Source organism: Citrobacter sp. RHBSTW-00570 (assembly GCF_013739755.1).
GTDB lineage: Bacteria > Pseudomonadota > Gammaproteobacteria > Enterobacterales > Enterobacteriaceae > Citrobacter > Citrobacter braakii.
Genome location: NZ_CP056399.1, coordinates 3,916,538 through 3,940,573 on the forward strand (window position 1 = coordinate 3,916,538; position 24,036 = coordinate 3,940,573).

19 protein-coding genes are annotated in these 24,036 nt (G+C 51.5%); 9 read left to right on the forward strand and 10 right to left on the reverse strand.

All coding sequences use genetic code 11. The features are described 5' to 3' along the window. Positions 1-124 precede the first annotated feature (124 nt). Complete coding sequence (locus tag HV237_RS18665) at positions 125-634, forward strand: hypothetical protein (RefSeq protein ID WP_223307927.1); 510 nt, start codon at positions 125-127, stop codon at positions 632-634. A 106-nt stretch (positions 635-740) separates the two neighbouring features. On the opposite strand, the gene foxA is transcribed toward HV237_RS18665, so the two are convergent. From foxA to pepT, 7 genes are all read right to left on the reverse strand, one after another. Beyond that, positions 741-2,849 carry a ferrioxamine B receptor FoxA gene (gene foxA, locus HV237_RS18670; RefSeq protein WP_103928950.1) on the reverse strand — a complete coding sequence of 703 codons (2,109 nt, stop codon included), beginning with the start codon at positions 2,847-2,849 and terminating at the stop codon, positions 741-743. A gap of 121 nt (positions 2,850-2,970) precedes the next feature. Beyond that, positions 2,971-3,954: a helix-turn-helix transcriptional regulator gene (locus tag HV237_RS18675; protein ID WP_032931274.1), complete on the reverse strand. Its 984-nt coding sequence runs from the start codon at positions 3,952-3,954 to the stop codon at positions 2,971-2,973. 286 nt (positions 3,955-4,240) lie between these two features. Next, on the reverse strand, positions 4,241-5,809 hold the full coding sequence (locus HV237_RS18680) for a methyl-accepting chemotaxis protein (RefSeq protein WP_047357646.1): 1,569 nt from the start codon (positions 5,807-5,809) through the stop codon (positions 4,241-4,243). A 208-nt stretch (positions 5,810-6,017) separates the two neighbouring features. Beyond that, entirely contained in the window at positions 6,018-6,257 is a 240-nt protein-coding gene (locus HV237_RS18685) for a hypothetical protein (RefSeq protein ID WP_016151936.1), read from the reverse strand. A gap of 91 nt (positions 6,258-6,348) precedes the next feature. Then, complete coding sequence (locus HV237_RS18690; RefSeq protein WP_046275632.1) at positions 6,349-6,984, reverse strand: DUF2913 family protein; 636 nt, start codon at positions 6,982-6,984, stop codon at positions 6,349-6,351. Between the two features lie 527 nt (positions 6,985-7,511). Continuing rightward, positions 7,512-8,873 carry a C4-dicarboxylate transporter DcuC gene (dcuC, locus tag HV237_RS18695; RefSeq protein WP_016151934.1) on the reverse strand — a complete coding sequence of 454 codons (1,362 nt, stop codon included), beginning with the start codon at positions 8,871-8,873 and terminating at the stop codon, positions 7,512-7,514. Continuing rightward, positions 8,870-10,126 (reverse strand): peptidase T, encoded by a 1,257-nt coding sequence (gene pepT, locus HV237_RS18700; RefSeq protein ID WP_016155790.1) that lies wholly within the window; start codon positions 10,124-10,126, stop codon positions 8,870-8,872. Before pepT ends, dcuC begins: the two co-directional genes overlap by 4 nt. A gap of 1,317 nt (positions 10,127-11,443) precedes the next feature. Between pepT and HV237_RS18705 the strand changes: the two genes are divergently transcribed. Both HV237_RS18705 and HV237_RS18710 read left to right on the forward strand, forming a co-directional pair. Further along, positions 11,444-11,701 carry a YjhX family toxin gene (locus tag HV237_RS18705; protein WP_016151932.1) on the forward strand — a complete coding sequence of 86 codons (258 nt, stop codon included), beginning with the start codon at positions 11,444-11,446 and terminating at the stop codon, positions 11,699-11,701. Between the two features lie 15 nt (positions 11,702-11,716). Then, complete coding sequence (locus HV237_RS18710) at positions 11,717-12,463, forward strand: class I SAM-dependent methyltransferase (RefSeq protein ID WP_047357645.1); 747 nt, start codon at positions 11,717-11,719, stop codon at positions 12,461-12,463. Between the two features lie 49 nt (positions 12,464-12,512). Here the strand turns inward: HV237_RS18710 and HV237_RS18715 are convergent, their stop codons facing one another. The 3 genes from HV237_RS18715 to HV237_RS18725 form a co-directional block, all read right to left on the reverse strand. Continuing rightward, complete coding sequence (locus tag HV237_RS18715; protein ID WP_016151930.1) at positions 12,513-13,076, reverse strand: DJ-1/PfpI family protein; 564 nt, start codon at positions 13,074-13,076, stop codon at positions 12,513-12,515. Between the two features lie 165 nt (positions 13,077-13,241). Continuing rightward, on the reverse strand, positions 13,242-14,630 hold the full coding sequence (locus HV237_RS18720) for an APC family permease (RefSeq protein ID WP_016151916.1): 1,389 nt from the start codon (positions 14,628-14,630) through the stop codon (positions 13,242-13,244). A gap of 386 nt (positions 14,631-15,016) precedes the next feature. Further along, entirely contained in the window at positions 15,017-16,435 is a 1,419-nt protein-coding gene (locus HV237_RS18725) for a glutamine synthetase family protein (protein WP_046276299.1), read from the reverse strand. A 211-nt stretch (positions 16,436-16,646) separates the two neighbouring features. Between HV237_RS18725 and puuD the strand changes: the two genes are divergently transcribed. The 6 genes from puuD (at position 16,647) to hyaB (ending at position 24,029) form a co-directional block, all read left to right on the forward strand. Beyond that, a complete protein-coding gene (puuD, locus tag HV237_RS18730) occupies positions 16,647-17,411 on the forward strand; it encodes a gamma-glutamyl-gamma-aminobutyrate hydrolase (protein WP_016151914.1) in 765 nt (254 codons plus the stop codon). A 25-nt stretch (positions 17,412-17,436) separates the two neighbouring features. After that, complete coding sequence (gene puuR, locus HV237_RS18735; protein ID WP_016151913.1) at positions 17,437-17,994, forward strand: HTH-type transcriptional regulator PuuR; 558 nt, start codon at positions 17,437-17,439, stop codon at positions 17,992-17,994. 138 nt (positions 17,995-18,132) lie between these two features. Then, positions 18,133-19,620, forward strand: a complete 1,488-nt coding sequence (puuC, locus tag HV237_RS18740) for an aldehyde dehydrogenase PuuC (RefSeq protein WP_047357644.1) — start codon at positions 18,133-18,135, stop codon at positions 19,618-19,620. Between the two features lie 2 nt (positions 19,621-19,622). Further along, positions 19,623-20,903, forward strand: a complete 1,281-nt coding sequence (locus tag HV237_RS18745; protein WP_016155784.1) for an FAD-binding oxidoreductase — start codon at positions 19,623-19,625, stop codon at positions 20,901-20,903. Between the two features lie 208 nt (positions 20,904-21,111). Continuing rightward, positions 21,112-22,239 carry a hydrogenase 1 small subunit gene (gene hyaA, locus HV237_RS18750; RefSeq protein WP_046276297.1) on the forward strand — a complete coding sequence of 376 codons (1,128 nt, stop codon included), beginning with the start codon at positions 21,112-21,114 and terminating at the stop codon, positions 22,237-22,239. Continuing rightward, a complete protein-coding gene (hyaB, locus tag HV237_RS18755; RefSeq protein WP_047357643.1) occupies positions 22,236-24,029 on the forward strand; it encodes a Ni/Fe-hydrogenase large subunit in 1,794 nt (597 codons plus the stop codon). Before hyaA ends, hyaB begins: the two co-directional genes overlap by 4 nt. Positions 24,030-24,036 lie beyond the last annotated feature (7 nt).

Below are 24,036 nucleotides of genomic sequence, written 5' to 3' on the forward strand. Positions count from 1 at the left end.
CCATTTTAAGACTATTGAACTTGTGTCATCGTGCCCCCGTTTATACAACCTTAAATATCACCCGTAATCATTTTTTTATTATGTTATGGGCGACTGGGACCACAATAATGAACGGGATAACATCATGACTAAAATAAAACTGGCGCTGCTTTTACCTCTGTTTCTGGCGGGTTGTACGGTGAGCGATGGAGAATTAAGAAACGCTTACGCTCAGCGTTATCAGCAGCCCGCCGCTTATGTCGATATCTATAAACAGAAAATAGCAGGCATGGATATTAATGCGCTGGCCCAATATGCCGCAGCAGAAGATAAGAAAAAAATGCGTGGGCAACCAAGACTGAAAATCGACGAATTCATTACCATTGAAAATGTGCAGGCGAAAGGAAACCGGGTGGTCTACGATTACTCGCTGTCCGAGAGCTGGCTGGCGCTGTCCGCAGATAAACAGCGTGAAAAGCAGACCAATATGAATAAAGACCTGATCTACCGTACCTGCTCGCTGGAAACGGTACGTCTGGCGCAGGCGAAAGGGTTGGAAGAAGAGCATAACTATTACAGCCAGTACCCAGACAAAGTCGCCTTTACCCTGAGAACCAGCGCGCAGATTTGTATGCAAAACGGTTTTACGCAATAACCGCAATCCCCCAGCCTGATGGCGCTGCGCTTATCAGGCCTACAATTTGCACGCAACTGTAGGCTTGATAAGGCGCCAGCGCCGCCATCCGGCTAAAAAACGATACTCAGAACTTCCATGAAACGCTGCCGACAATGCTGCGCTCGGCGCCGAAGTAGCAGTATGAGAGCGAATTACAAGCCGCAACGTAGCGCTTGTCGGTCAGGTTGTTGACGTTCAACTGAGCGCTCAACCCTTTAATACCGATATTCGTTAAGTCGTAGCCAATTGCCATATCCACCAGCGTGTAGGACGGCAGAGTGTGAGTATTCAGGCGATCGCTGGCAATACCGTTGACATAACGCACGCCTGAGCCCAGCGTCAGGCCATCCAGCGGACCGCTTTTCACATCGTAGCTCAGCCAGGTACTGGCCTGGTTACGCGGCGCGTACACTGCACGCTTACCCTGCTCTTCCGGGCTGCTTTTCTTATAGCGAATGTCGGTATAGGTATACGCCGCCTGCAGACGGAAGCTCTCCGTCAGTTGGCTAATGGCCTCCAGCTCCACCCCTTCAGACTCAATTTCCCCAATCGAGCGGTACGGATCGGTCGGCTCTTCTTTGGTGGCAATATTCGTCTGATTGATACGGAATACCGACGCGCTGAACTGACTGTTGAGTCCTTCCGGCTCATATTTCAGCCCGGCTTCCCACTGCTTGCCTTTCATCGGATCCAGCAGATTGCCGTTCTCATCGGCAAAGCTGGTTGGCGTAAAGGCGGTGGAATAACTCACATACGGCGCAAAGCCGTTATCGAACAAATAGAGCAGCGCAGCACGGGTGCTGAAGTTGTTTTTGTCCAGATCGCTGCGGGTATTGTTGATCTTATCAATGTTAGAAACGCTGACCTGATCGTAGCGACCGCCGAGCGTAATACGCCAGCGATCCCATGACATCTGATCCTGCAAGTAGTAGCCTGTCTGGCGCAGCTTGTGCTTCTCACGCGCATACATGTTGATGTAATCAGGCTGCGCGCCGTATACCGGGTTAAAGGCGTCAATCGGCGGGAATGCACCGTAGTAACCGGTGGTATTGTTGCTGCGATCCTGATAGTCGATCCCCACCAGCACACGGTGGTTGACCTGCCAGGTATCAAAGCTGCCGTCGAGTTGGTTATCCAGCGTAATCGCTGACATTTTTTCATCGGAGCCGGAGTAGCCGCGGTTAAGCTCGGTTTCATTCAGCCAGCCCGCCGCATACACCTGATTCAGCTCAACGTCGGTATGCAGGTAGCGCAGTTTTTGCCGCACCGACCAGCCGTTATCAAACAGGTGCTCAACGTTGTAGCCCACCATGTTTTCACGGCGATCGTATTTGTCGTAATCATCCTCGCCTTCGTAAAAGGTGTTGGAGATCTTTTGCCCGTAATGTGGAACCACGGTGCCGTCATACGGCAGACCGGAGTGGCTTCCGCCTTCCGGGTCACGGTGCAGATAAGCCATCAGATCCAGACGCGTCTGGTCGGTGATGCGCCAGGTCAGGCTTGGCATCAGCGCATAACGTTCTTCCTTCAATGGGCCAAACTGCGAGTCCGCGTAACGCGTCATTCCACTCAGTCGTGCCGCCACGCGATCGTTATCATCCAGCGCCCCAGTGACGTCAAACGCCGCGCCGCGCTGGTTATTGTTGCCAGCAAACAGTTTCACTTCTCCGCCGGCATCAAACGACGGCTTACGTGATGTCAGCGCGACAATACCGCCCGGAGAAGAACGGCCATACAGTACGGAAGCCGGGCCGCGTACCACTTCGATATCTTCGAGGAACCACGGATCAACCACCAGCGAGCTGTGTGAGTTGGTGTCCCCCATCATCTTCAGGCCATCCAGATAGACGTTGTCCAGGCTACCATCCGAGAAACCACGCAGCACAATATAGTCAAAGCGGTTGGAGGCACCAATCTGATTGCTGTACACCCCCGGCGTATAGCTTACGGCCTGGCGCACGCTGGTTGCGCCCTGCTCTTCAAACTGTTCACGGGTAATGATCGATACCGACTGAGGCGTTTCAATATCCGGCGTGGCGAGCTTCGTGGCCCCGCTTTGCATTTGCGAGGTGACAACCACCGTATCGTTTTTTGTTGTTTCCTGCGCCAGCAGAGGAAAAGCCACGCTACCGGTCACCCATCCCACCAATAGCGCCAACCGAGTCTTCGCGAACATGAATATCTCCAAAGGCATGTCTAATTGTAAGTGAGAATTATTACCTTTTTGCTAACGGAGATAGCTATGCAGGATGCCAGGTTGCCTATGCGCAGTGCCAAATTGTCGGGAAGGCACGTGCGAAAAACGTAAAAATGGATTAGCAAAGTTTGAGCACATCGCCAGGCGAAAAGCCGTAACGACGCCGAAATGCGGTAGAGAAGTTGGTAGCATGTTGATAACCCGACATCCAGGCCGCCTGCTGTACGCTGTATCCTTCCAGTAAATAGCCGCGCGCGCGTTCCAGACGGCAATCACGCAGATAGTCAAAGACGGAACAGCCATAGGCCGCACGGAACTTGCTGCGCAGGCTGCTGGGGCTCATCGCCGCGCGTTGGGCCAGGGCATTGAGGGTGTAGTCATTCTCGGGACTCTGCTCCAGCAGACGACGAACGACCTCCAGCCGCTGCTGTTCACCGCTTGCCGCAAGCCGCTTGCCACTCTCGACCTGACACACGCTGAGGCCATGGCCAAACAGTTGTAATATCAGCCCTTCCAGCATCAGTTGGCGAGAAACATGACCGATCGTGCTCCGCTGCGCATACTGCAGGCCGCTGAGTAAAAACCCCGGCACCTGCCAGATAAGCGTCGGCGTTTCGCATCTTTCCCACTCACGCATCAACGATTCGAGCAACCCCGTGCGCCACGCGCCGTCGGGATACAGACCGAGCGATAACGTGCGCAGTTTGCAGTCAGCATGATGGCGGGCACGCATCGTCTGATGCTCGCTCAAGCGTGAGCTAAACGCCATCCCGGAACGCACCACATGCTCCTGCCCGTTGAGCGTCAGGATGACGCAGCCTTCCAGAACCACCAGCATATACAGAGGACTGCTGTGGCGGGAGGTGGTTTCGTAAGGTTGTAGCACCTGCACATCAGAGTGCGTGACACACATCCCGCAGGGGAGCGTCATCTCCTCAACCTCCCCCTGCAAAACGGGGCTGCAAGACGACAAATCCGGCTTTTGCGCCAGCAGGGGAAAACGGTAATCGATCCCGTAACGCTCACCAAAATCCATAAACTCGCTGACGGAGAAGGTGCGGGCTACGCGTCTGGACGTATTCAGGGCGGTGGTGTTGTTCATGCTGTCTTCTGCACAGGAAATGGGATTAACGGTTGATAACTGAAGCAACATTACCATTACCTGTACAACACAACAATAATAATGAGAATTATTATCAATATGACGAATACGATTTCAAATCGCGCTGGAGAACGTCATTCCCGATATTTTTCTCGCGCAGCTCATCAGGCAACATTGACACCTGATGAGCTGCGGTCTGTGAGCCGTGTGCAGCTCAACCTTTCTCACTGTCATAAACGGGCACGTCAAACGCACCACGATACCCGCCGAGTTTGTACTCTACTTATTATGCTGAAGGCTGGTTTTCCTCCACCTGGAACACCGCCACAGCCTGGGATAGCATTGCTGACTGCTCTTCCACACTGCCTGTCGTGGCGGCTATCTCCTCAACCAGCGAGGCGTTTTGCTGAGTCACTTGCTCCATTTGCGTTACCGCAACCCGGATCTGTTCGATGCCGCGACTCTGTTCCCCCGAGGCTCCGGAGATATCTTCCATTAAGACATTAATGTTGCGTATTGCCTTCGCAATATCCGCCATCATGGCGCCACTGTTTTCAGCTATCTCTACCCCTTCCTTGACGCTAATTGCCGCTTTGGCAACCAGTTCACTGATTTCTTTCGCCGAGGAGGCGCTGCGCTGAGCAAGCGTTCGGACTTCGCTCGCCACAACGGCAAACCCACGCCCGGACTCACCAGCGCGTGCAGCTTCCACCGCCGCGTTTAATGCCAGGATATTGGTTTGAAAAGCAATACTATCAATAACATTGGATATTTCGTTCACGCCTTGCGCATTACGGCTGATCAGGTGAATTTTCTCAACCATATCACTCATTAAACGCTCGCCACGCAATGCCATTTCCGTGCTTTCGCTGGTCATGACGGATGCCTGATGTGATTTATCAGTATTATTTTTTGTTGTGACTGAAATCTGCTCCATACTGGCCGCCGTTTCAACGACTGCCGCAGCCTGCTGTTCCGTTCTGGTTGATAAATCGGAATTACCGGAAGCAATTTCCTGCATACCGATATTAATAGACTCAACGCCATCGCGAATAGTGCTGACAGTCTCGCGTAGGCCTTTTTGCATATTATGCAAATTTAAGCACAGTATGCCGATTTCATTGTTACCCGATACCTTAACAGGATGGCTGAGATCGCCTTTACCAATCCGCGCAAAATGTTCAGAAACGATTTTTAAAGGCTGAATGATGGTCCGGTTCAACCAGAAATTACAGATAAAGAAGATAAGCACCGTAATGACCAGGATCACGGATACTTTCAGGATCGAGGTATTAAACTGAACGTGTGTTTGTGCAACGATCTTCTCACCAATCAGCATTGTTGATTTGTAATAATTCGTCACTTCGTTATCGAAATTTTTGCGAGCCGCGAGCAGTTCCGCATTAGCATTTTCTTGTGCATTAATAATACTGTTGCTGGAAAGCATCTGATTTAATGTATCAATAGACTTTTGCTCAGCATTCATTTGTTGCTCAAAAGCCGTTCTGATGACTTTACCGATTTGCAGATCGTCAGCCGTCAATCCAGGAATACCCCAGAAAATATCGAACTGTTTTCTGGCATACGCCATCTGCTCTTGCATTTGATTCACTGTCTGTCGGGCATCGGTCGCATTATGTTGTTGAATATTATCACGAACGCTTCTGACTTTATAAACAGCCTCAACGACCTTATGCAGGGTATCCTGCTCCTTAATGATGTTATGTAGTAATAACGTATTTTTTTGATTTCCTTTGAGATCAACTAACTCAAATCCATTGGAAAAGAACTGCATGAAGGTAAATAACAACAGTAATAATAACAGGCTGGTTTTAATTCTCATATTCTTTAACATTTAAACATCTCCATAACAATAAAAATCCTCTACGACTTAATTGTTATCGACACATCACGCAATACCTTAACCTGTAAAATGGTTAATTATTAGAAAGTTTCCGCATTCATTCTTAGGTAATAAATTAATTACTCAGGGGGACATACTGCGATAAACAGCAGCCCTCTAACATTGGCAAAAATAAGGCCAAAACTATTCAACATTAATATTATTTATGGATATAAACGGTAATGTCTTTCTGACTATCGACAGGCACCCGCACCCAGGACAACGAATCGACGGTGATCGGTGCCATTTCATTTTCTAAACGTAACAACGGCGTGCTGGCGTCTGGCACACCTGTACTTTCAGTTATCTCGAGAACGCCCCGAAAAGAAATGGACACACTGTCTGGAATATCAGACAACCTTATCCATTCGTTGGCAATCACTAACTTTCGAGTAAACATTCGCTGTCCTTGGCGCGTGGTTTCTATCCGATAAATTTACAAGTTGATCAATCTATTCTTTGCATTAACAGCACATTGTTCACATCGTCAGTTAAGCATTACTTACCAGAAGAAAATGGAAGTGATAAAACTCATTTGAAACGTGTTTTACAAATTCAGCCGGAAGGTTATGTTTAATGAACGTTAACTTTGCAAACTCAACATCGCCATATACCCGGATACAGAAGGGTTTGACAATCTCACCCTGCACGCCAAAACACGCCTGCAGCCGAGTGTCATCCATAAAAATAAAATTACCTTCTCTTACCTTAATCTTTTCATGCAGATCTCGCCATTTCTCTGGCGTAAGCAGAAAGCTTTCCCAGCCATTATTTCTCAACACCTCAATCGTATGAGTAAACTTAAAATAGTCGTTTTGCATCGATACATCGCCACTCGAAGTCGAGTATAGATATTCTATTTTAAATTTAAGTTGTGCATTGAGGCTTTTTTTCTTGCCTTCATCAATTAACCATTGAAGTTCATTGACTACGTTCCTTGAGAAGAGTTTTCTTTTTTTAGCGATGGCCAGCCATTGCATAATAAAAAGATGCTCTGACATTTTAGAATGAATCTTACGGTCCCGTATTGCGATACCAATTGCTACCAATGCACTCCAGGTAAACGCTTCCAGGTCATCCTGATAATGGTGTCGTAACGTACTAACTTTTCCTGAATCCCTTACCACTTAAACCTGCCCAAATAAATCATTATTACATGTAAATCTTGCATCATTTCATTTTAAAAAATACTACAACTAAAAACATCAAAATATGATCCAGATTAATTAATCCCTATGTAATAAAATTGCAAACTTAACACATCACTCTTATTAATCATTGATGCCCAGATGGCTCAGCGATAAATAATAAGAATTATACGATAAAGATAAAAACTAATAATACTCACAGGTTATCAATTCCACCTACTGTTAAAAATATGATCATCATAAAACTTCAAAAATTGCTGATTAGAAGAAATATCCTGATAGTTTTGACCAGACACACCAGACAAACACCCATTTCAACGCTAAACAGCCATTAAACATCCTAATGAAATCGCATTTTATCCTCCGCTGAGCGACAGTCAGCCTCACAGTAGCAGGCAAGGCTTTTTATACAGGTATCAGTAATATTAACGCTTTTAAATTTCGCCTAATTCAAAAAGCCAACCTCCGGATTCAATGAACCGGAAGTTGGCTTGTCGCTGGTACGGTTAATAGAAAATACCGATGATCAGGGTGTGAGTAACGAACCCCACAATCAGCGGTACGGCGGTACGCTTCACCACATCGAATGGGGTTATTTTCGCTCCGCTGGAAACGGCAATCACGACGCCGGATACCGGTGAAATGGCCCGTCCCATATGCGATGCCTGCTGCATCGGCAGGATCATGGCAACGGCGTTAGCGCCCATACTGGCGGCAATTTGCGGGATGAGCTCAACGAAGGCGAGGAATGGCGCATTCCCCGACCCCATAATGATAGCCGCGGCCAGCGTCACCAGCGCAAATACTACCGCCATGGCAAACGGCGGTAATCCCACGTGTTCGGCCATCAGAATGAGCTGATCGATCGCACCGATGACTTTAATTCCGTGAGCAAAAACCCCTGCCGCAACCAACAGTCCAACCACACCGGTAAACGCAGTGCCCATTCCTTTCAGGAAATGGCTGAAACCTTCGCAGACCGACTTTAAATCACGCACTCGCAGCCATTCAATCAGCATACAGATGGTCATTGAAATGAGGACAATGGTGATAATATTCAGGTTGATACCCCTGACGAACATTTCGGATGATCCTACTGCCATCAGTATCGGAAGCATGGGGAGCAGCGCGTAAAAAGCCGGGGATTTTCCTGAATCAGTCACTTCTGCGCTACCGATTTCCCGCGGTAACGTCCCTGCTTTACGGTCGCAATGCCGCTGCCAGAAAAAATGGCACACGCCGACAACCAGAACCGTTGCCAGCGCGGCGGGTCCCTGGTGGTAAACAACATATTCCACTACATCCATATTCACTGCTTTAGAGCCCCTGATAGCATCGATTGCCGTCGGGGTGTAAGCCACGCCAAGCGAAGTAGCAATGACCCCGGCAGCCGAGGCCGCTGAGAGCCCTAACCCCAGCATAATGGGGAACATCGTCCCCATCAGCAACACGGCAAGCCCGGTTGCCGAAGGAATGGCCAACTGCAGGAGGCTGGCGAGCAGGTAGGAGAAAAAGAGGAGCACATAGGGTGAACGCAGCGCCCGTAAGGGTTTCGTTACTACCCGCACGACCGCCTCATTTGCGCCGATATGATCCATGTAATGCGCAAATCCCATTAACGCCATGATCATCAGGCCGAGATCGGCGGCGCGCGTGCTGAAGAGATCGCGCATTACCTCGAAAGGATCGAGAAAGGAAATTCCCGTACTGGCAACCCCCTTCGGTAATACGGACCCCCATCCGGTTAACGCGGTGCAAATCATCAAGACTAAGCCCGCAATGAAGAGCACCGGTTCAGCGCGGTAACCTTTCAGAATCAGACGCGCGACCACCACGATAACCAGAAGTGCGATTAACACCTGAATCATGACTGAGCTCTCCGCTGCGCGAACTCAGTATAAGTTTCCTCAATCACCGCCACCACCACATCACTGGCGGCCCGCAGAGAACGCACCGGCAGATACTCATAAATTGAATGGAAGTTATGAGCACCGGTAAAAATATTCGGGCACGGCAATCCTTTCTGCGACAGCACCGCGCCATCATACCCGCCACGCATGGCGACAGGTGCGGGCGTTATGCCGCATTTCTGATACGCGCGGAATGCAATATCAATCGGGTAGTGAGCGTCCCCCTGCAAACTGTTCAACACATTCGCGTAGCGATCGGCTAAATGACAGACCACGCTGTTTTCCCCCCACAGGGCACAGGTGCTGACGGCAAGCTGGCGAATAAACGCCATACGCGCCTTATAACCTTCTTCACTGAAATCGCGGATATCCAGCTTAAGTACCGTGCGGGCACTGTTACCCTGTAGCTGTTTTACCCAGTAATATCCTTCGCGCCCTTCCGTATATTCAGGCGCTTCTCCCCCTGGGAGCATGGCAATAAACTTATGCGCCATCAGCAGCGAATTCTTTAACTTACCTTTGGCCGACATCGGGTGTGCGGACTGGCCGGTAAAGATGATTTCCGCATCGCCCGCATTCCAGTTCTCGTAAACAAACTCACCGATACCGCAGCAATCCAGGGTATAGCCAAAATCAGCACCAAACGCGGCAACATCAAACGCTTTTGCGCCACGCAAGCCCTGTTCCTCATCCGGGACAAAACCCACTTTTACCGGCCCATGTTTTATTTCCGGGTGTGCGACCAGATACTCAAGAGCATTCATAATCGCGGCGATGGCTGCTTTATCATCAGCGCCCAACAGACTGGTCCCGTCGGTCACCAGCAGGTCATCACCGATATAATTTTTCAGTTCCGGAAATTCACTTTCGCGCAGGTAAATATTCAGCTCTTTGTTCAGGCATAAATCCCCGCCGTGATAATGCAGGCGCTGTGCTTTGGTGTCTGCGGTCTGTTCCGCACTGGTATCCAGATGACCAAAAAAAGAGACCACCGGGATCGTGTCATCAGTATTTGCAGGTAAGGTTGCCGTCACTATAGCGGTATCCCTGACCTCAATGTTTTCCATTCCTAATGCTTCAAGTTCTGCTGCAAGCAGTTTTGCCAGTTCCATTTGACCAGGAGAAGAAGGCATTATCCCATTAGCGCCGTTTTCCCTTGATGTCGTGGTATTGATTTTCGTGTAGTTAATAAAGCGTTCAACAATATCCATTCCAGGAGATCCTTTAATGTATCATTTATGAGGTACTGCGAGAGGTGTTCTGCATGCAGCGTGGAGTAAATAATCTGAGAACCAAATAAAATCAGCGCTCATCCCAGAACGCTGATTTTATGGGCATTACGACAACGATTTATATAAAGGAAGATAAAAAGGCCAGTGATTATATCTGCGATTAAAAAACTCCTTTCTGATTGATAAAATCATATTCCCTGTCTGTTTTTACTGCTATTTCCCATGGTGTTAAGCTAACAGAAGTCATAAACGGCATCCCTATACCTATGAGATAATAGAAATCATTTAGATTCCTGTACTCTGTACTGGCATAAGACATACCATCGCTATATTTTTTTAATGAACGAATACTGTATCAGCAACATGCAACCGTTTGCACCTCTCTACAAATAGCCACTTCGCGCACTAAAATCCGTGAACAAAATCACAATTACCTCAAAAGCAAAAAACTTCTATCGCGCTGAAAAAAAGGCAGTTATAAGGAAAGCTATATAATACCCACATAAACATAGCCAGAATTATACTATTCACTATGAAATAGATTCAGGCTGATACTATTTCAATATTGCCGTAGGGGTCAGTAGAGCTAAATCGTCGTAACCAATAATGTGAACATGAATAACGATAATATTAAAATTTCTATTTATGACGATAGGCTAAATAATATACAGGCAAAAAAAACCTCTCCCCCGAGAAGAGATTCAGGGCAGAGGTAATACGGGTGTTAAGGACATACTTATAGTTTTAATGATAACAGAAGCGCTTCTTGCAGGACCGAGTATACACACTTAGCCACGTTAAGAAAATTCTTAAAAACATTAAATTGCAAATTTCATTTAAAACCACAATTATGATAAAGGAGCATTTATCAAAGAACAAAATTAACCAGCAAAAAGAGTAAATCATACTAATCAATGAGGTGATAAAAAAAGAATAGCAATGCTGTATGGCTACCGATAGCGTTTCTGGCGACGCTGAAACATTAAATTAATTTAATGAATAAATGCGATTTACATAACGAGAATTAAAAAGTCATTAAATAAAAGAAATACAATTTTTCGTTACAGATCACACTTCCACTACAAGGAAGTTCCCCTACTGTGTCTTGCAGGTATGATTCAGCATGTAAATACCTTTCAACTCAACCCGAGGCTTTGATGCTGGAGAATGTAATCATCTGATAATCAGCTTCCCGACCTTTTCAGGCCGGACTGGTTATCAATGCGCCGAATTCGAATGCGGACACCGCTGTGTGTTTGCACGTTTTGCACATGATGATTAAACAGGTTTTCCAGTATGAATTTATCCCGTCAGGAACAACGTACCTTACACGTTCTCGCCAAAGGTGGTCGTATTGCTCACGTCCGCGATGCCTCTGGCCGCGTCACTTCCGTCGAATGCTATAGCCGTGAAGGGTTGCTGCTCTGCGACTGCACGCTCGAGGTGTTCAAAAAGCTCAGAACCAAGAAACTGATCAAATCCGTCAATGGTCAGCCCTACCGTATTAATACGACCGGCCTGAACAACGTTCGCGCCCAACTTGATAATCGCTAAAGGAGAGAGAGAGAGATGGATATCCCAAAGATTTTTACCATCAGCGAAAGCGCACATCGCATTCATAATCCGTTCACCGCACAGAAATACGCCACGTTAGGCCAGGTTTTACGGATGGCACCGGGAACACGCATTCTGGACCTCGGCAGCGGTTCGGGTGAGATGTTGTGCACCTGGGCACGTGATCACGGTATTTCCGGCGTTGGTATCGATATGAGCCGGCTGTTCAGTGAGCAAGCCACCCTGCGGGCCAAAGAGTTGGGAGTCAATGAGCACGTGCGTTTTATTCATGCCGATGCAACAGGTTATATCGCCGAAGAAAAATTCGATATTGCCGCCTGCGTTGGTGCGACCTGGATTGCCGGCGGCGTCGCTGGAACGATCAGACAACTGGAACTAAGTCTCAAACCAGGTGGGATCATACTCATCGGCGAACCGTACTGGCGTCAAATACCCGCCACGGAGAAGATCGCCCAGGCTTGCGGTGCCACCGCCGTGGCCGATTTTCTTTCTCTGCCAGAGCTCGTTTCATCTTTCGACCTGCTCGGTTATGACGTGGTTGAAATGGTACTGGCTGACCAGGAGGGTTGGGACAGATACGAGGCGGCCAAATGGCTGACGATGCGCCGGTGGCTGGAGGCAAATCCGGACGATGAATTTGCCCCGGAAGTCAGAGAGCAACTGAGGAGTTCACCAGCACGCCACGTAGCCTTCACCCGGGAGTACATTAGTTGGGGCGTGTTCGCACTCATACAGAGGTAATATCTACAGTCGGTATAGCCAGGCAGGTTATACCGACTTTTTTCATCGCTTACTTCATTAATACTTCAACAAATTTAGCCAGCCATTGCGGATGCGCGGGCCATGCAGGCGCGGTAATCAGATTGCCATCCACGTGGGCTTGATCAATGCCGATATCTGCGTAATGCCCGCCGCTCAGACGAACTTCCGGCGCACAGGCCGGATAGGCGCTACAGGTCCGGTTTTCTAACACCCCCGCCGCCGCTAACAGCTGAGGTCCATGACAGACCGCGGCGATAGGCTTACCGGCAGCGTTGAAATCTTGCACCAGCTTAATGACATCCGGATTCAGCCGGAGATATTCCGGAGCACGTCCGCCGGGGATCAGCAGCGCGTCGTAATCGGTGGCCCGCGCCTCGGCAAAATTCGCATTCAGCGTAAAACGATGACCCGGTTTTTCACTGTAGGTCTGCGCCCCATCAAAATCATGAATAGCGGTTTGAACGTAGTCCCCCTGACTTTTATCCGGACAGACGGCATCAACACGATGGCCCAGCATCTGCAACGCCTGAAAAGGCACCATCGTTTCATAATCTTCGACATAATCGCCGACCAGCATCAGTATCTTCTTCATTCACATCCCCCGCTCACGGTTATTAATGATGAGAAATAACGGCCATCTTTACTATAGCCCACGCATTTCACGACATTAATAAATACCGCAGGACACGCCGTCACCGGACGTCTGAAGGGGGTTGCCCCTGACGGCGCGCCCTGTTGTTAATACCTGAAGTTTCTATCACTCCCAGGCCTGCTCAGATTTCGCGGCGTCAAACTGCGGCGGCGGCTTGCGGAAACGTCCGGTCAGGTAGGCGAGATACACCAACCCCACGCCAGCCCATACCAGTCCCAGCGTCAGCGATGTCACCTCCAGGTTCACCCACAGTACGGCAACGGTGGCGGCGCCGACCATTGGCAATACCAGGTAGTGCAACTTTTCCTGCCAGGTATGCTTACGCCCTTCACGACGCCAGAAGTGGTTAAACACGGACAAATTAACGAACGTAAAGGCCACCAGCGCGCCAAAGTTAATCAACGCAGTGGCGGTCACCAGGTCAAAAAACAGGGCCGAGAGTGCCACAATCCCGACCATAATGACGTTCAGCGCGGGTGTACGCCATTTCGGATGGACATAGCCGAAGTACTTCTCCGGGAAGACGTTATCGCGGCCCATCACGTACAGCAGACGCGAAACGCTGGCATGGGACGCCAGACCTGACGCCAGCGTATTCACAAAGGTCGTACACAAGAAAATAGACTGGAACAGTTTGCCGCCAACGTACAGCGCAATCTCCGGCAGCGCCGCGTCCGGGTCTTTAAATCGGCTAATATCCGGAAAGAACAGCTGCATAAAGAACGAGGCAGCAATGAAGATCAGTCCGCCGTAAAGCGCGGTAAGGAAAATTGCTTTTGGAATGGTACGCGCGGCATCCGGTGTCTCTTCAGAGAGCGTGGTTACCGCATCAAAACCGAGAAACGAGAAGCAGACGATGGTCGCCCCGGTGATAATCGGGATCAAATGCGCATTCTGGCTGATAAACGGTTGCAGCGACCAGACGGTCCCAACCCCTTCGCCTTTGTGCAGCCCCTGCACCACGAGAACAATGAACACCACGATTATCGCGACCTGCACCAGTACAAACAGCGCATTGAAGTTCGCCACCAGATTAACGCTTTTCAAATTGGCCGCGGTGAGGATCGCTACAAACATCACCACCCAAATCCATGGCGCAACGCCCGGGAACAGCGCGGAAAGGTAAATTTTCGCCAGCAGGACGTTAATCATCGGCAGGAACAGGTAATCAAGCAGTGACGACCAGCCGACCATAAACCCCACATGCGGGTTGATTGCTTTTTGCGCATAGGTGTAGGCCGAACCGGCTTGTGGAAACTGGCGTACCAGCTTTCCGTAACTGATGGCGGTAAACAGCACGCCCGCCAGGGCCAGCAGATAGGAGGCCGGAACATGGCCATTGCTGATTCCCGAAACAATACCAAAGGTGTCAAATACGGTCATCGGTGTGAGATAGGCCAGCCCCATCACCACCACCTGCCACAGCTTGAGGGATTTACGCAACTGTGCTTTGCCCGGCTGGGCCGCGAGATCCACAGAAGAATTAGTCGACATAGCTTTCCTCCCCGCCACGGGCCAAGATCTGCGTTCGAAACGTGGGTACAGCAGACCTGGGTCGTGTCGGGGTGGAAAGCCAAAAGAAAGGCGTCAATGTTGCACGGCACAGATGCGGTCCGTACTTACTGCGGGAGCCATGGATGCTCACGCGGGGCGGGTTTTTAAACATTGGCATCATCACATTTCCTCGTCACAAACTCTGTCGGTTATCTGAAGACCCGTTGTCGCAAGCCGCTCCATTACGCGACATCCGGGAAATGGCAGGTGATCCTGCAATATTGACGGGCTGGCTCCGCTCAGACCGCATGATGCGACTTCTTTTTTTCAATGACTAAACAATGCGACAGGCCCGACAAACATTCCGCCGCCGGGCCACTTTCCTGTCAGGCGTTTTTCAGCATCCACTCAATTTCAGTGTCGGTAATCAGGCGTTCAAACTGGATCAGTTCATCGTGTTTACAGGCGTGATACACATGGCTAAAACGCTCCCCGAGCAACTCACGCAGACTGTCATTTTGCATGAACTCCCACAGCGCATCGCTCTGGCGGATCGGGAACGGTAGCCCTTCCTGCTCCAGGCCGTTGCCTTCCACCTCTTCCTGCAACGGCAGCTCGTTATCCAGCCCATGCAGGATCCCCGCCAGAATGGTCGACATCACCAGATACGGGTTGGCGTCAGCCCCCGCCACGCGATATTCAACCCGATGGTTATCACGATCGCCGCAGGGAATGCGCAGCGCCACCGTACGGTTGTTGTGCCCCCAGGAAGCCTGGGTCGGAACATACATCCCCGGCTGGAAGCGGCGATAAGAGTTCACATTCGGCGCCAGCAGCGCCATTGACGCAGGCATCAGATCAATCATCCCGGCAAGCGCACGTTTAAGTAACGCGGAATCATCGCCATTCGCATCGGCTAACACGTTCTCGCCTTTATTATTCATAATGCTGATGTGGATATGCATTCCGCTACCGGCATGCTCCTCATAAGGTTTTGCCATAAACGTGGCATGCATCTTATGTTTCTCCGCCACCAGCCGTACCAGCCGTTTCAGCGCCAGCGCGTCGTCGCAGGCGTCGAGTACGTTATCGGTATGGTAGAGGTTGATTTCAAACTGCCCAGGGGAGGCTTCAGCCACCGCGCCGTCAGCCGGGATCAGCTGCAAACGGGCCAGTTCATCGATATCGTTCAGCACATCAGCAAAGTGGTTCAGGTTATCAACCGAGTAAACCTGACTTTGCGTATTCCGATCGTCCGTTCCCGGCGCGCACGGCGGCTGCAGATAACCTTCGGGATCGCGCTTACGATCGAGTAAATAGAACTCCAGCTCTACCGCTACGACGGGGAACAGACCGCGCTGGCGAAGTTTCTGCCAGAGTCGGTTAAGTACGTTCCGCGGCTCAACGTCAAAGGGAGCGCCATCTTCATCCAGCATCGTCAGCATCATCTGCGCAATACATTCCGGATCGGCGGCCGAAGGCGTTAACGTGCCAGGCACCGGGACACAGGTCCGATCCGGTTCGCCAAGCTCCTGGCCTAATCCCGCCTCTTCGACCACATTGCCAAGAATATCCATCGCGAAAACGGATGCCGGGAAATAGCAGCCTTTCTCTAACTTGTGTAATCCCGCAACGGGAATGCGTTTACCACGAAAACAACCATTCAGGTCGGTTAACAGCACATCCACGAACTGCGTGTTGGGATAGCGCTCCAGATACTGCTTAACTTCACGCGCAAACGCGCTACTTCGTCTCTCTTCAGAATGCTGAACAAAATTCTCAACTTCTACGATATTGGTTTCCATGATTCACCGCCGTTGGCCTGTAAGCTGTTCTGTGATTTGACTGTTAAATATAATGTCCACCCTTCGACTCTGGATGCAAACAAATTGTTTGTCAAATGTTAAATTAAGTTTGCTAGAAGGTTATTCCACTGCTAGATTGAGAAAATAATGAACGGAATGGCATAACAAGGAACCGTTTGGCAATAATTTATTCCAAAACGTGAGGTCGATCATGGGCAATATATTTGACAAGCCAGTTATTGGTGTAGTGATGTGTAGGAACAGGCTTAAGGGTCACGAGACCCAGACTCTGCAAGAAAAGTACCTGAATGCAGTATTGAACGCCGGTGGATTACCGATAGCGATTCCCCATGCGCTTGCGGAACCCGAATTACTGAACGCGCTGTTACCGAAACTGGATGGTATCTTCCTGCCAGGAAGCCCAAGCAATGTGCAGCCGCACCTTTATGGTGAAAATGGCGATGAGTCTGACGCCGATCCCGGGCGTGATCTTCTGAGCATGGCGCTAATTACCGCCGGGCTCGAAAGGCGCATTCCCATTTTCGCCATCTGCCGGGGCTTACAGGAATTAGTTGTCGCCACTGGCGGGACTCTGTATCGTCGCCTGTGCGATCACTCACAGTTCCTGGAACATCGTGAAGATGCGGAACTCCCGGTGGAGCAGCAATATGCGCCATCTCATGAAGTCCAGGTTCAACAGGGAGGATTGCTATCTCAGCTAATACCAGGTTGCAGCACGTTTTGGGTTAACTCCTTGCATGGTCAGGGCGCAAAAACCCTTGGCCCGCAACTGCGCGTGGAAGCACGCTCGCAGGATGGATTAGTGGAGGCAGCCAGCGTTCACGACCATCCTTTCGCGCTTGGCGTGCAGTGGCACCCGGAATGGAACAGTAGCGAATACGCCCTGTCGCGTTTGTTACTTGAAGGTTTTATCACCGCTTGTCAGAACCACCTCGCTGAAAAACAGCGACTCTGACCACTACAGTTAAGGAAATGCAATTATGAGCGATGACGGCCTGGCGCCGGGTAAACGTTTGTCAGAGATCCGCCAGCAATTGGGTCTTTCACAGCGTCGTGCCGCCGAACTGTCTGGGTTAACGCATAGCGCCATCAGCACCATAGAGCAGGATAAAGTCAGTCCTGCCATCAGTACGCTGCAAAAGCTATTGAAAGTTTATGGGCTGTCGCTCTCCGAGTTCTTCGCGGAACCGGAAAAGCCTGACGAACCGCAGGTGGTTATCAATCAGGATGATTTGATTGAGATCGGGAGTCAGGGAGTATCCATGAAGCTGGTACACAACGGAAATCCGAATCGTACGCTGGCCATGATGTTTGAAACCTATCAGCCAGGTACGACAACCGGGGAGAGAATTAAACACCAGGGTGAAGAGATTGGGACAATACTAGAAGGTGAAGTGATACTGACCATCAACGGTCAAACGTATCATCTTGTTGCAGGACAAAGTTATGCCATTAACACCGGTATACCACATAGCTTCAGCAACACCTCGGCAGGGATCTGCCGCATCATCAGTGCCCACACTCCTACCACTTTCTAATAAGTAGCGGCCTGAGTTTCTCAGGCCTTCTTAAATAACGCGCATTAACAGGGTACATCCCTGGGGCATCGTGCAGCCTGATTTTGCCTGAAAAAGATCAGCAACGAACTTTATCTTATTGATATAAAAGGAGTAGCTATGAACTTTCAGAATCTTAAATATTGGCGTGAAAAAGCCAGCCATTATTCGCCGGAGACCCGTTTATTTATTAACGGCGAATATTGCGCAGCCGCCGATAACGAAACCTTTATTACGCAGGATCCGGCAGGACAACGTCCGCTCGCCAAAGTCGCCCGCGGCAAAAAAGCAGATGTAGACCGAGCGGTCACCGCAGCCCGCACCGTGTTTGAACGCGGAGACTGGTCGCAAGCATCACCCGCAGAGCGCAAGGCAGTCCTGCACAAGTTCGCCGATTTAATGGAGCAGCATCACGAGGAGCTGGCGCTACTGGAAACGCTCGACACCGGTAAACCGATTCGCCATAGCCTGCGTGATGATATTCCAGGCGCGGCACGCGCCATCCGTTGGTACGCCGAAGCAATAGATAAAGTCTATGGCGAAGTGGCCACCACCTCGGTGAGCGATCTGGCGCTGATTGTGCGCGAGCCGGTGGGCGTCATTGCGGCCATCGTGCCGTGGAATTTTCCCCTGCTGCTGGCCTGCTGGAAACTTGGCCCGGCACTGGCTGCAGGCAACAGCGTGATCCTCAAACCTTCAGAAAAATCACCGCTGACCGCCATTCGCCTTGCTGCGTTGGCAAAAAAAGCCGGTTTGCCAGATGGCGTTCTCAGCGTGGTGAGCGGATATGGCCACGAAGCGGGCCAGGCGTTGTCGCAGCATCCGGATGTTGATGTGATCACCTTTACCGGCTCGACCCGCACCGGCAAGCAACTGCTCAAAGACGCTGGCGACAGCAATATGAAACGCGTCTGGCTGGAGGCCGGTGGTAAAAGTGCCAACATCGTTTTTGCCGACTGCCCGGATCTGCCGAAAGCCGCCGCCAATGCTGCAGCAGGCATCTTCTATAACCAGGGTCAGGTCTGTATCGCCGGTACGCGTCTGTTACTGGAGGATAGTATTGCCGACGAGTTCATCGCCCTGCTGAAAGAGCAGGCGAAAAACTGGCAGCCGGGCAACCCGCTGGATCCGGAAACCACGATGGGCACGCTTATCGACAACGCGCATGCCGACACCGTGCACGGTTTTATTCGCGACGGTGAAGCACAAGGCACGCTGGCGCTGGATGGTCGCAGCCACGTACACCCAGCGGCTATCGGCCCGACTATTTTTGTCGATACAGCCCCGCAAGCCCACGTCAGCCGCGATGAGATTTTCGGCCCGGTGCTGGTCGTCACCCGTTTTAGCAGCGAAGCCGAAGCCCTGGCGCTGGCCAACGACAGTGACTACGGCCTGGGGGCCGCGGTCTGGACCCGCGATCTGTCGCGCGCCCACCGCATGAGTCGTCGCCTGAAGGCCGGTTCGGTCTTCGTTAATAACTACAACGATGGTGATATGACTGTGCCGTTCGGCGGTTATAAGCAAAGCGGCAACGGGCGCGATAAGTCCCTGCATGCGCTGGAAAAATTTAGCGAACTGAAAACCATTTGGATCTCCCTGGAGCCTTAATCATGACTGAACATACCAGCAGTTATTACGCCGCAAGCGCCAATCAGTACGAACCGTTTCCCACCCTTAGCGAGTCGGTTAGCTGTGATGTTTGCGTCGTGGGCGGTGGATATACCGGACTCTCCTCCGCCCTGCACTTAGCGGAGATGGGTTACGACGTAGTGCTACTGGAATCCGCGCGTATCGGCTTCGGGGCCAGCGGACGTAACGGCGGTCAGTTGGTGAACTCCTACAGTCGCGATATCGACGTCATCGAGCGCACCTATGGCCCGGACGCCGCCAAAATGCTTGGCAGCATGATGTTTGAAGGCGGTAATATCATCCGCGAACGTATCAAGCGTTATCAGATCGAATGCGACTATCGCCCCGGCGGACTGTTTGTGGCGCTGAACCACAAGCAGATGGAAACGCTGGAGGAGCAGAAGTCGAACTGGGAACGCTACGGCAACACGCAGCTTGAACTGTTAGACAGCAGCGAAATTCGTCGCGAAGTCAGCAGCGATCGTTATGTCGGCGCGCTGCTCGACCACAGCGGTGGTCATATTCATCCGCTGAACCTGGCGATTGGCGAAGCTAACGCCATTCGTCTGAACGGCGGGCGCGTCTTCGAACAGTCGCCGGTCACCCGTATCCAGCACACCAGCCCGGCGGTGGTCAGCACCGAAAAAGGTCAGGTTACGGCCCGCTTTGTGATCGTCGCGGGCAACGCCTACCTCGGCGACAAACTGGAGCCTGCGCTGGCAAAAAGCAGCATGCCATGCGGCACACAGGTGTTAACTACCGAACCGTTGTCTGCAGAGATGGCGCGCTCGCTGATTCCAAAAAACTACTGTGTAGAAGATTGTAACTATTTGCTGGATTACTACCGTCTGACCGGCGATAACCGCCTGTTGTACGGCGGCGGCGTGGTCTACGGCGCCCGCGATCCAGACGATATTGAACGTCTGGTAATGCCGAAACTGCTGAAAACCTTCCCGCAATTGCAGGGGGTAAAAATTGATTACCGCTGGACCGGTAATTTCCTGTTAACGCTATCTCGCATGCCGCAGTTCGGCCGTCTTGATACCAACATTTACTATATGCAGGGCTACAGCGGCCACGGCGTGACCTGTACCCACCTGGCAGGACGTCTGATTTCTGAACTGCTGCGCGGGGATGCCGAGCGCTTTGACGCTTTCGCCAAACTGCCGCACTACCCGTTCCCGGGGGGGCGCAGCCTGCGCATTCCGTTTACCGCCATGGGGGCGGCATATTACAGCTTACGCGATCGCCTTGGGGTTTAAGTTCTTCCGCAATAAACCCGACGCACAGGGCGGTCTCCCCTGTGCGTTTTTTTATTCCCGGACAGTGAAAAACAGGTAACGGGCACGAAAATATCGCAATAGGACATAACCCTACACTTTACATTGTTTCTCCCCGCTGATCGGATAGGCTTTTTTAGATTATCGCTGGCGACGTGGCCAGAACTCAACGGGGGAAGAAACGCGTGTTATGAATACGAATAACGAGGAGACCTTTTATCAGGCGATGCGCCGCAAAGGGGTGAGTCGACGCAGTTTTCTCAAATATTGCAGCCTCGCAGCAACATCGCTTGGGCTGGGAGCCGCAATGACGCCCAGAATAGCCTGGGCGCTGGAAAACAAACCCCGGATCCCGGTCGTCTGGATCCACGGGCTGGAATGCACCTGTTGCACTGAATCATTTATCCGCTCCTCTCACCCACTCGCCAAAGACGTCATCCTCTCCCTGATTTCTCTTGATTACGACGACACCCTGATGGCCGCCGCCGGAACGCAGGCCGAAGAGGTATTTGAAGACATTCTGAGCCGCTACCACGGCCGATACATTCTGGCCGTCGAGGGCAATCCTCCGCTGGGTGAACAAGGAATGTTCTGCATCAGCGGCGGGCGACCGTTTATTGAAAAGCTAAAAAGAGCCGCGGCAGGCGCCAGCGCGATTATCGCCTGGGGAACCTGTGCCTCCTGGGGCTGCGTGCAGGCCGCCCGGCCTAATCCAACCCAGGCAACGCCGATCGATAAGGTGATCACCGATAAACCAATCGTGAAAGTGCCCGGCTGCCCGCCGATTCCGGATGTCATGAGCGCCATCATTACCTATATGGTGACGTTTGATCGTCTGCCTGAACTCGATCGTTTGGGGCGTCCGCTGATGTTCTATGGTCAGCGTATTCACGACAAATGCTACCGCCGCGCCCACTTTGACGCCGGGGAGTTCGTTGAGAGTTGGGACGATGACGCTGCCCGAAAAGGCTATTGCCTGTACAAAATGGGCTGCAAAGGGCCTACCACTTATAACGCCTGCTCCACCACCCGCTGGAATGGCGGCGTTTCTTTCCCCATCCAGTCCGGTCATGGGTGTCTGGGATGTTCAGAGAACGGCTTCTGGGATCGCGGTTCGTTCTACAGCCGCGTGGTCGATATCCCGCAGATGGGGACGCATTCAACCGCCGATACCGTGGGCCTCACCGCGCTTGGCGTGGTGGCCGCCAGCGTCGGTGTCCACGCAGTCGCCAGCGCCGTCAATCAACATAACCGCCACAAACAGCAATTAGCCGACGCCGGACAACAGTCGCCAGACAATGAGGATAAACAGGCATGAGCAATTCGTATCAAACCCAGGGATATACGGTCAATAATGCCGGCCGGCGCCTGGTTGTCGACCCCATTACGCGCATTGAAGGGCATATGCGTTGTGAGGTGAACATTGATGAGCAGAACATCATCACCAACGCGGTGTCCTGCGGCACCATGTTCCGTGGACTGGAAATTATTCTGCAAGGGCGCGACCCGCGCGATGCCTGGGCGTTTGTCGAACGAATTTGCGGGGTGTGCACTGGCGTACATGCGCTCGCATCGGTCTATGCCATTGAAGATGCCATTGGCATCATGGTGCCCGACAACGCCAACATCATTCGCAATATTATGCTGGCGACGCTGTGGTGCCACGACCACCTGGTCCACTTTTACCAGCTAGCCGGAATGGACTGGATTGACGTTCTGAATGCCCTTAAAGCCGACCCGCGCGCAACATCACAGTTGGCACAAAGCCTTTCTGCCTGGCCGATGTCCTCCCCGGGCTACTTCTTTGACGTACAAAACCGCCTGAAGAAATTTGTCGATGGCGGTCAGTTGGGGATTTTCCGCAACGGTTATTGGGGACATCCGCAGTACAAACTGTCGCCAGAGGCTAACCTGATGGGCTTTGCCCATTATCTGGAAGCGCTCGATTTTCAGCGCGAGATTATCAAAATCCATACGGTGTTTGGCGGCAAGAATCCGCATCCTAACTGGATTGTCGGCGGCATGCCATGCGCTATCAATATCGATCAGAGCGGCGCGGTTGGCGCGGTCGATATGGAACGTCTTAACCTGGTACAGTCGATCATCACTCGCACCGCCGACTTCATCAACAACGTCATGGTTCCTGACGCGCTGGCTATCGGCCAGTTCAACAAACCCTGGAGCCAGATTGGCACCGGGCTGTCTGATAAGTGCGTCTTAAGCTACGGCGCGTTCCCGGATATCGCCAACGACTTCAGCGCGAAGAGCCTGTTGATGCCTGGCGGTGCGGTCATTAACGGTGATTTTAATAACGTCATGCCGGTGGATCTGGCCGATCAGCAGCAAATTCAGGAGTTTGTCGATCATGCCTGGTACCGTTATCCGGACGATCAATTAGGTCGTCACCCGTTCGAGGGGATTACTGAACCCTGGTACAACCCCGGCGATGTCAAAGGCAGCGATACCGATATCCAGCAGCTCAACGAACAGGAACGCTACTCGTGGATTAAAGCCCCGCGCTGGCGCGGACACGCCATGGAAGTTGGACCGTTGGCGCGTACGCTGATTGCCTATCACAAAGGGGATGCCGCCACGATTGAATCCGTCGATCGCATGATGTCCGCACTCAAACTGCCACTGTCGGGTATGCAGTCGACGCTGGGGCGTATTTTATGCCGCGCGCACGAGGCGCAGTGGGCCGTGAGCAAGCTGCAATATTTCTTCGACAAGCTGATGACCAATCTGAAAAACGGCAATCTGGCTACGGCGAATACCGAAAAATGGGAGCCTGCAAGCTGGCCGCAACAGTGCCGTGGGATCGGTTTTACCGAGGCGCCGCGCGGAGCACTCGGTCACTGGGCGTCGATTCGCGACCAGAAGATCGACGTGTATCAGTGCGTAGTGCCGACCACCTGGAATGCCAGCCCGCGCGATCCGAAGGGGCAAATTGGCGCCTACGAGGCGGCGTTGATGGGCACCCAAATGGCTATACCGGATCAACCACTGGAGATCCTGCGCACCTTGCACAGCTTCGACCCCTGCCTGGCATGTTCAACCCACGTCCTCGGCGACGACGGCAGCGAACTTATCGCAGTCCAGGTTCGCTAAGCGTTAA

What these genes read in the sequence shown, in the direction of transcription:
- HV237_RS18665 (WP_223307927.1), top strand. Translation starts at nt 125, where the DNA reads ATGACTAAAATAAAACTGGCGCTGCTTTTACCTCTGTTTCTGGCGGGT.
- foxA (WP_103928950.1), bottom strand. Translation starts at nt 2,849, where the DNA reads ATGCCTTTGGAGATATTCATGTTCGCGAAGACTCGGTTGGCGCTATTG.
- HV237_RS18675 (WP_032931274.1), bottom strand. Translation starts at nt 3,954, where the DNA reads ATGAACAACACCACCGCCCTGAATACGTCCAGACGCGTAGCCCGCACC.
- HV237_RS18680 (WP_047357646.1), bottom strand. Translation starts at nt 5,809, where the DNA reads ATGTTAAAGAATATGAGAATTAAAACCAGCCTGTTATTATTACTGTTG.
- HV237_RS18685 (WP_016151936.1), bottom strand. Translation starts at nt 6,257, where the DNA reads ATGTTTACTCGAAAGTTAGTGATTGCCAACGAATGGATAAGGTTGTCT.
- dcuC (WP_016151934.1), bottom strand. Translation starts at nt 8,873, where the DNA reads ATGATTCAGGTGTTAATCGCACTTCTGGTTATCGTGGTGGTCGCGCGT.
- pepT (WP_016155790.1), bottom strand. Translation starts at nt 10,126, where the DNA reads ATGGATATTGTTGAACGCTTTATTAACTACACGAAAATCAATACCACG.
- HV237_RS18705 (WP_016151932.1), top strand. Translation starts at nt 11,444, where the DNA reads ATGAATTTATCCCGTCAGGAACAACGTACCTTACACGTTCTCGCCAAA.
- HV237_RS18710 (WP_047357645.1), top strand. Translation starts at nt 11,717, where the DNA reads ATGGATATCCCAAAGATTTTTACCATCAGCGAAAGCGCACATCGCATT.
- HV237_RS18715 (WP_016151930.1), bottom strand. Translation starts at nt 13,076, where the DNA reads ATGAAGAAGATACTGATGCTGGTCGGCGATTATGTCGAAGATTATGAA.
- HV237_RS18720 (WP_016151916.1), bottom strand. Translation starts at nt 14,630, where the DNA reads ATGTCGACTAATTCTTCTGTGGATCTCGCGGCCCAGCCGGGCAAAGCA.
- HV237_RS18725 (WP_046276299.1), bottom strand. Translation starts at nt 16,435, where the DNA reads ATGGAAACCAATATCGTAGAAGTTGAGAATTTTGTTCAGCATTCTGAA.
- puuD (WP_016151914.1), top strand. Translation starts at nt 16,647, where the DNA reads ATGGGCAATATATTTGACAAGCCAGTTATTGGTGTAGTGATGTGTAGG.
- puuR (WP_016151913.1), top strand. Translation starts at nt 17,437, where the DNA reads ATGAGCGATGACGGCCTGGCGCCGGGTAAACGTTTGTCAGAGATCCGC.
- puuC (WP_047357644.1), top strand. Translation starts at nt 18,133, where the DNA reads ATGAACTTTCAGAATCTTAAATATTGGCGTGAAAAAGCCAGCCATTAT.
- HV237_RS18745 (WP_016155784.1), top strand. Translation starts at nt 19,623, where the DNA reads ATGACTGAACATACCAGCAGTTATTACGCCGCAAGCGCCAATCAGTAC.
- hyaA (WP_046276297.1), top strand. Translation starts at nt 21,112, where the DNA reads ATGAATACGAATAACGAGGAGACCTTTTATCAGGCGATGCGCCGCAAA.
- hyaB (WP_047357643.1), top strand. Translation starts at nt 22,236, where the DNA reads ATGAGCAATTCGTATCAAACCCAGGGATATACGGTCAATAATGCCGGC.